This window comes from Microbacterium sp. ZOR0019, assembly GCF_000800925.1.
In the GTDB taxonomy this organism is placed as follows: Bacteria; Actinomycetota; Actinomycetes; order Actinomycetales; family Microbacteriaceae; genus Microbacterium; species Microbacterium aurugineum.
The window spans coordinates 25,120-32,686 of the sequence record NZ_JRKC01000020.1; the positions used below are offsets into that span (position 1 = coordinate 25,120).

General features: G+C 67.5%; 6 protein-coding genes. 5 read left to right on the plus strand and 1 reads right to left on the minus strand.

What is annotated here, in order from left to right; translation table 11 throughout:
• The first annotated feature begins 308 nt into the window (after positions 1–308).
• Entirely contained in the window at positions 309–1,820 is a 1,512-nt protein-coding gene (arfA, locus tag L978_RS06720; RefSeq protein ID WP_047521633.1) for an arabinosylfuranosidase ArfA, read from the plus strand.
• A 58-nt stretch (positions 1,821–1,878) separates the two neighbouring features.
• Here arfA and L978_RS06725 read toward each other — a convergent pair whose 3' ends face one another.
• Positions 1,879–2,469, minus strand: a complete 591-nt coding sequence (locus L978_RS06725; protein WP_047521634.1) for an antibiotic biosynthesis monooxygenase — start codon at positions 2,467–2,469, stop codon at positions 1,879–1,881.
• A gap of 475 nt (positions 2,470–2,944) precedes the next feature.
• Here L978_RS06725 and L978_RS06730 point away from each other — a divergent pair, with 475 nt between their 5' ends.
• From L978_RS06730 to L978_RS06745, 4 genes are all read left to right on the plus strand, one after another.
• Complete coding sequence (locus L978_RS06730) at positions 2,945–4,447, plus strand: CoA-acylating methylmalonate-semialdehyde dehydrogenase (RefSeq protein ID WP_047521636.1); 1,503 nt, start codon at positions 2,945–2,947, stop codon at positions 4,445–4,447.
• Positions 4,448–4,486: 39 nt separating this feature from the next.
• Entirely contained in the window at positions 4,487–5,692 is a 1,206-nt protein-coding gene (locus L978_RS06735) for an acyl-CoA dehydrogenase family protein (RefSeq protein ID WP_047521638.1), read from the plus strand.
• Complete coding sequence (mmsB, locus tag L978_RS06740; RefSeq protein ID WP_047521640.1) at positions 5,689–6,576, plus strand: 3-hydroxyisobutyrate dehydrogenase; 888 nt, start codon at positions 5,689–5,691, stop codon at positions 6,574–6,576. The genes L978_RS06735 and mmsB overlap by 4 nt, the downstream gene beginning before the upstream one ends.
• 109 nt (positions 6,577–6,685) lie before the next feature.
• Positions 6,686–7,462: an enoyl-CoA hydratase-related protein gene (locus L978_RS06745; protein WP_047521642.1), complete on the plus strand. Its 777-nt coding sequence runs from the start codon at positions 6,686–6,688 to the stop codon at positions 7,460–7,462.
• Positions 7,463–7,567 lie beyond the last annotated feature (105 nt).

Consider the following 7,567-nt stretch of genomic DNA (forward strand, 5'->3'; position numbering starts at 1 on the left):
CGTTCCAGAATTCACAACGATGTAAACGGGCTGACAGTGCGCCACGTCATCGTGCCGGCGTTGCGTGCTCGTGAGGCCGTGGGGGCGTCGCGCTGGTTCTCGATCAGTCATGGCAGCTTTCTTCCTCGAACTCATGCCTGGGTGGCGTTTCTCGCCGGAGCTTCGGGTGGCGCGGAGATGTCGACGCTCCATGAACGGGGTCGTTTGCGCCGCCTCCACCTGTCTTCGCTGAACAGGTTATGCTCCTGCCGACAGATTTACAACGTTGTATATTGGTGACGCACACGTCCTCACTCGGAAGAGCACCCATGCCATCGGCCCATCTGACCATCGACCCGCACTTCGTCACCGGGCGCATTCAGCGTCGACTGTTCGGCGGCTTCGTCGAACATCTCGGACGCCACGTCTACGACGGAATCTATGAACCCGGGCATGAGGCCGCGGATGCGGAGGGGTTCCGCCGTGATGTCATCGACCTCGTCCGAGAACTCGGCGTCTCGACCATCCGCTATCCCGGCGGCAACTTCGTTTCGGGGTTCCGATGGGAAGACTCGGTCGGCCCTCGTGAACAGCGGCCCCGGCGTCTCGACCTCGCCTGGCACTCGACCGAGACGAACGAGGTCGGGCTCCATGAGTTCGCCTCGTGGCTCGACAAGGTGGGCAGCGACCTCATGATGGCGGTCAACCTCGGCACCCGGGGAACGCTGGAGGCACTGGATCTTCTCGAGTACGCGAACATCCGAGGAGGGACGGCGTTGAGTGAGCGGCGTCGAGAGAACGGGCGCGACGAGCCGTTCGGTGTCGAGATGTGGTGCCTGGGCAACGAGATGGACGGTCCGTGGCAGCTCGGCCATCGCTCTGCGGACGACTACGGCAAGGTCGCCTCGCAGGCGGCCAAGGCCATGCGACAGATGGACCCCGATGTCACGCTCGTCGTCTGCGGGTCATCGAGCCGGCACATGCCCACGTTCGGCGAATGGGAGCGCGTCGTGCTCGGGCACACCTACGACGACGTCGACTACATCTCCTGCCACGCCTACTACGAGGAGAAGGACGGAGACCTCGACTCGTTCCTCGCGTCTGCCGTCGATATGGATCGCTTCATCGAGTCGGTGGTGGCGACGGCTGATCACGTCGGGGCCGTACGGGGCAGCACGAAGAAGATCGACCTCTCCTTCGACGAGTGGAACGTCTGGTACCTCGACCGGTTCCGCGACGTGGACAAGATCTCCGGCATCGACAACTGGCCGATCGCTCCGCGTCTGCTGGAGAACGTGTACTCGGTCGTCGACGCGGTCGTCGTCGGCAACCTCCTCATCTCGCTGATCAAGCATGCCGATCGGGTCACGAGCGCATCGCTGGCGCAGTTGGTGAATGTGATCGCGCCCATCATGACCGAGCCGGGCGGGCCCGCGTGGAGGCAGACCACGTTCTACCCCTTCTCGATCACGTCGCGCCTGGCCCAGGGGGACGCGCTCGAGCTCAAGCTCGACGCGCCCTCCTACCGCACCGCACTGTACGGCGAAGTGCCACTCGTCGACGCGGTGGCGACACACGACTCCGAGACCGGGCGCTCTGCCGTCTTCCTGGTGAATCGGAGCACGACGGAGGCGATCACGGTCACCGTGGACATCGCCGGACTCGGCGACGTCGGGGTGTGCGAGGCCCACACCCTGAGCGATGACGACGTGTACGCCGTGAACACGCTCGCCGACCCGGAGCGCGTCACCGTCCGCGACAACGACACGGTCGCCCTCGAAGGAGGACTGCTCACAGTGACTCTGCCGCCCGTGTCCTGGTCCGCCATCGCTCTCGGCTGAACTCACCGGCCCGAGGTCCGAGACGGGGTGATCGCGTTGCGAGTGCGCAGAGGTCTCGTCAGCGTGTGAGCCAGCTCCGCAGGGACCGGGTCACGAAGGGCAGCACCCAGTAGGCCATGATCGGGGTGAGGACGAGAGTCGTGACGAGCACTCGCAGCCAGATCGGGAGACCGTCCCAGCCGGGAACGGGACTCAGGGCGTAGGTGAAGGCCAGGTTGACCGGGAAGAAGCCCAGCCAGATCGAGGTCGCCTGTTTCCACCGCGGAGGCGCGGGCGCGGGCGCGACGGTGACCGTGGCGGTGCCGCCCTCGGAGGACGGGAGCGTGATGGTCCCGGTGGTCGGCTCGTCGAACCAGCCCTCGATGCCGGTACGCCGTTTCGAACGCTCACTCCGTACGAAGCCCTCGCCCATCGACAGCCACCAGGTGCGTTCGGCCGACTGCTCCCACGCGACCAGCGACTCCTCGCTCGCGAAGCGGTAGAGCATGTGCCACACCTGCGAGTCCTCGCCGGCGCGCACCCAGCCGGAGCCGAGGAAGCCCGGATACTTCGTCGCGAGGTTCACCCCCGTCTGCACCCAGGCGGTCGCCTCGGTGATGCGGCCGGGGTCGACCTCGCGGCGGATGGACACGGTGACGGGCTCGGACATGATGCGGTCCTCGGAGAACGGGCGCCCGGGGTCGGGGCGTCGAAGCGGATGCGCCAGGGTGGCAGCGCACGGTCGATTCTAGGTGGATTCTCGCGGCGCTCGAATCGCGCATCCGGTCGGACTCTGAGGTGTTTTTCGACCAGTTGCGGGATTCGAAACGCCCCAGGGATGCCGCCTCCACGAGGAGGACCCCCGCCGACCCGATTCGGCGGGGGTCTCGCGGCGTGGGAGCCGCGACGGGAGCGAGAGTGCTCACCGTGCGCGCGGTAGACGTGACACCCGATCCGGTCTGAGTCTCTGTCCGCGCATCTGCAGTTGTACCCGGGGGAGATGGCCGGCCGGTGAACGCGGTGCGAACAACCCCGACGGATGAGAAGACCCACGCGGGAGAGAATGCTAGGACGTCCTAGTAAATCTCTGGAGGCCAGAGTAAACTCCTCAATGTGCCAATGACGGCACGGAGGGATGTCACACAATGACTCGTACCATCGCCCATTTCGTAGGCGGATCGCTTCTCACTCCCGACTCCGGTCGCTTCGCCGATGTGTTCGATCCGAGCACCGGTGCCGTGCAGGCGCGGGTGCCGCTGGCGTCGGCCGAGGAGGTCCGCCGGGTGATCGCCAACGCCGAGGAGGCCCAGGTCGCCTGGGCCGCGACCAACCCGCAGAAGCGTGCGCGGGTGCTGCTGCGCTTCCTCGACCTGGTGCAGCGCGAGATGGCGCCGCTCGCCGAGCTCCTCGCGAGCGAACACGGCAAGACGGTCGACGATGCCAAGGGCGACATCCAGCGCGGTCTCGAAGTCATCGAGTTCTCCGCCGGGGCTCCGCATCTGCTCAAGGGCGAGTACTCCACGGGCGCGGGGACCGGAATCGACGTCTACTCGATGCGGCAACCCCTGGGCGTGGTCGCCGCGATCACTCCTTTCAACTTCCCCGCCATGATCCCCCTGTGGAAAGCGGGGCCCGCGCTCGCGGCGGGGAACGCCGTCGTGCTCAAGCCCAGCGAGCGCGATCCCTCGGTGCCGGTGCGCCTCGCCGAGCTCTTCCTCGAAGCGGGACTTCCCGCCGGGGTGCTCAACGTCGTGCACGGTGACAAGGAGGCGGTCGACGCGCTGCTCACCGATGACCGCATCCGCGCCGTCGGGTTCGTCGGGTCCACACCGATCGCCGAGTACATCTATGGCACCGCGACGGCTCACGGAAAGCGGGCGCAGTGCTTCGGCGGAGCCAAGAACCACATGATCGTGATGCCGGACGCCGACCTCGACCAGGCGGTGGATGCGCTCATCGGTGCGGGCTACGGTTCGGCCGGAGAGCGCTGCATGGCGATCTCGGTGGCCGTTCCGGTCGGGCAGGAGACGGCCGACGCTCTCGCCGCCAAACTCACCGAGCGGGTCGCCCAGCTGCGGGTCGGGCCCTCTCTCGCGGCGGACGTCGACTACGGGCCGCTGGTCACCCGCGCGGCGGTGGAACGGGTCGAGGGATACATCCAGCAGGGCGTCGACGAAGGAGCGACCCTCCTCGCCGACGGCCGCGGCTTCACCGTTCCCGGTCACGAAGAGGGGTTCTACCTCGGACCGACCCTGTTCGACCACGTCACGACCGAGATGGCGATCTACCGGGAAGAGATCTTCGGCCCGGTGCTCGTGATCGCCCGTGCTGCCGACTACGAAGAGGCGCTGCGCATGGCCTCGGAGCACGAGTACGGCAACGGCGTCGCGATCTTCACGCGCGACGGCGACGCCGCACGCGACTTCGCCGCCCGCGTCGAGGTCGGGATGGTCGGCGTGAACGTGCCGATCCCGGTGCCGATCGCGTACTACACGTTCGGCGGCTGGAAGCGCAGCGGGTTCGGCGATCTCAACCAGCACGGTACCGACGCCTTCCGCTTCTACACGAAGACCAAGACGGTGACGAGCCGCTGGCCGGCGGCGGGCATCCGCGACGGCGCCAGCTTCGTCATCCCCACCATGCACTGATCCGTACCCTCCGCCACGAAACTCCCACAAGGAACCACGATGACCATGACCACCGTCACCACCACAGCCGAAGAGCGCGAGGCGATCATCGGCGCCGTCCGCGAGTTCGCGGAGACCGAGCTCGCCCCGCACGCCGCGGAGCGCGACGAGAAGCACCTGTTCCCCCGCGAATCGCTGAATCGTGCCGGTGAGCTCGGCCTCGGCGGCATCTACGTGGACGAGGAGTTCGGCGGCACCGGCCTCAGCCGCCTCGACACCGTCGCGATCTTCGAGGAGCTCGCGAAGGGCGATCCTGCGGTCGCGGCCTACATCTCCATCCACAACATGGTCGTGTGGATGATCGACACGTACGGCGACGATGTGCAGCGTGGGCAGTGGCTGCCGGCGCTTACCGCGATGTCCGAGTTCGGCGGGTACTGCCTGACGGAGCCGGGTGCGGGATCGGACGCCGCGAACATCGCGACGAGCGCGGTCCGCGACGGCGACGACTTCGTGCTCACCGGCGTCAAGCAGTTCATCTCGGGCGCGGGCGAGGCCGCCGTCTACGTCGTCATGGCACGCACCGGAGAGCCGGGCGCGCGGGGGATCAGTGCGTTCCTGGTGCCGGGCGACGCCGAGGCGTTGAGCTTCGGGGCGCCGGAGAAGAAGATGGGTTGGCATGCGCAGCCGACCCGCCAGGTGATCCTCGACGGCGTGCGGGTTCCGGCCTCCGCCATGCTCGGCGACGAAGGGCGTGGGTTCGCCATCGCGATGTCGGCCCTCAACGGTGGTCGACTCAACATCGCGGCCTGTTCGCTGGGCGGCGCGCAATGGGCGCTCGACCAGGCCGTGCAGTACGTGCACGAGCGGATGGCCTTCGGAGAGCCGCTCGCCGAGAAGCAGTCGATCCTGTTCGCGATCGCCGACATGCGCACCGACCTGCACGCCGCCCGTCTCATGGTGCGAGACGGCGCGCAGGCGGTCGATGAGCATGCACCCGACGCGACGATGCGCTGTGCGATGGCCAAGCGCTTCGCGACCGATGCCGGCTTCGACGTCGCGAACCGGGCGCTGCAGCTCCACGGCGGTTACGGGTATCTGCAGGACTACGGCATCGAGAAGGTCGTCCGTGACCTGCGCGTGCATCAGATCCTGGAAGGGACGAACGAGATCATGAGACTGATCGTCGGCCGCGAGATGCTGCGACCTGCGGGTTCCGCCTCCCTCCAGCGCGGCGGCGGAGACCAGATGCGGAGTGCGTCATGACTCGCGTGGCCTTCCTCGGGCTCGGCCATATGGGGCTGCCCATGGCGAGGAACCTCGTCGCCGCTGGTCATGAGGTGCACGGCTTCGACCTCGTGCCCGCGGCCGTCGAGGCTGCGCAGGCGGCGGGGATCCCGGTTGCGGCGAGTGGAGCGGATGCGGTGGCCGAGGCGGACGTCGTCATCACGATGTTCCCTGCCGGAAAGCACGTGATCGAGGCGTATCGCACCGAACTGCTCGCCGCTGCGCGTCCGGGTACTCTCTTCATCGAGTCGTCCACGATCGCCGTCGATGAGGCGAGGGCGGCCCACGCGCTCGCGCTCGCCGCGGGGCACCGCAACATCGATGCCCCGGTCTCGGGAGGTGTGGTGGGTGCCGAGAACGGCACGCTCGCCTTCATGGTCGGTGGCTCGGACGAGGACTTCGCCGCAGCGCTGCCACTGCTGGAGGTCATGGGCAAGCGCATCGTGCACTGCGGCGGGCCCGGGCTCGGCCAGGCGGCGAAGGTCTGCAACAACATGGTGCTCGCGGTCTCGCAGATCGCGGTGGCCGAGGCGTTCGTGCTGGGGGAGCGACTGGGCCTCGCGCACCAAGCGCTGTTCGACGTCGTGTCGCAGGCATCCGGCCAGTGCTGGTCGATCACGACGAACTGCCCCGTTCCCGGCCCGGTTCCCACGAGTCCGGCCAACCGGGACTATCAGCCGGGCTTCGCCGGGGCGCTGATGGCGAAGGACCTCGGCCTCGCGCTACAGGCGATCGAACAGACATCGACCGACGCCAAGATGGGCCGTCTGGCGCAGGAGCTCTATGCCGCCTTCGCCGCCGGTGACGGTGCGACCCGGGACTTCTCGGGCATCATCACGGATATTCGCGACGATCGCGTGTGAGCACTGCGTTCGAATCGCGCAACTGGTTCCATTCGCGGTGCGGACGGAGTCATTTGCGCGATTCGAAGGCCAGGGTGAATGCTGAAAGAGATCCGACGGAGAGGGCGACATGACCGAATACGAGACGATCCTGGTCGAGCAGCGCGGACGAGTGGGGTGGATCACCCTGAACCGACCCGGCGCGCTGAACGCGTTGAACAGCCGACTCGCGGAGGAGGTCACCGCGGCCGCCGTCGCCTTCGACACGGACGACGCTGTCGGCGCCATCGTGGTGACCGGGTCCGAGAAGGCGTTCGCGGCCGGCGCCGACATCAAGGAGATGGAGAGCATGTCCGCGGCGGAGATGCTCGAGACCGACCACTTCGGCGTCTGGCATGACTTCGCCGCGGTGCGCACCCCCGTGATCGCGGCGGTCTCCGGCTTCGCCCTGGGCGGTGGCTGCGAGCTCGCGATGATGTGCGACATCATCCTCGCCGCGGACAACGCGAAGTTCAGCCAACCGGAGATCAACCTCGGCGTCATCCCCGGGATGGGCGGTACGCAGCGCCTGATCCGTGCGGTCGGCTACTACAAGGCGGCCGAGTTGGTGCTTTCCGGACGTTTCATGGGGGCGGAGGAAGCCGAGCGCGCAGGTCTCGTGTCGCGCGTCGTTCCGGCATCCGAGCTCCTCGCCGAGGCGGCGACGCTCGCCGACTCCATCGCCGCGAAGTCGCTGCCGTCCGTCTATGCGGCGAAGGCCGCGCTGGATGCGGCGATGGAGACGACCCTCGCCGACGGCCTCGCGCACGAGAAGCAGGCCTTCGCCGCGCTGTTCGACACCGCCGACCAGAAGGAAGGGATGTCGGCGTTCCGGGAGAAGCGGTCGCCGGACTTCCAGAACCGCTAGGTGTTCGTTCGCAACTCCTCAAAAAGGAGCGCGTCGCGCGGGAAACGGCGCTTCGCGCGGTGCTCGTCGGAGATTCCTGAGGAGTTGTGAACGCCCTCAGCCGGA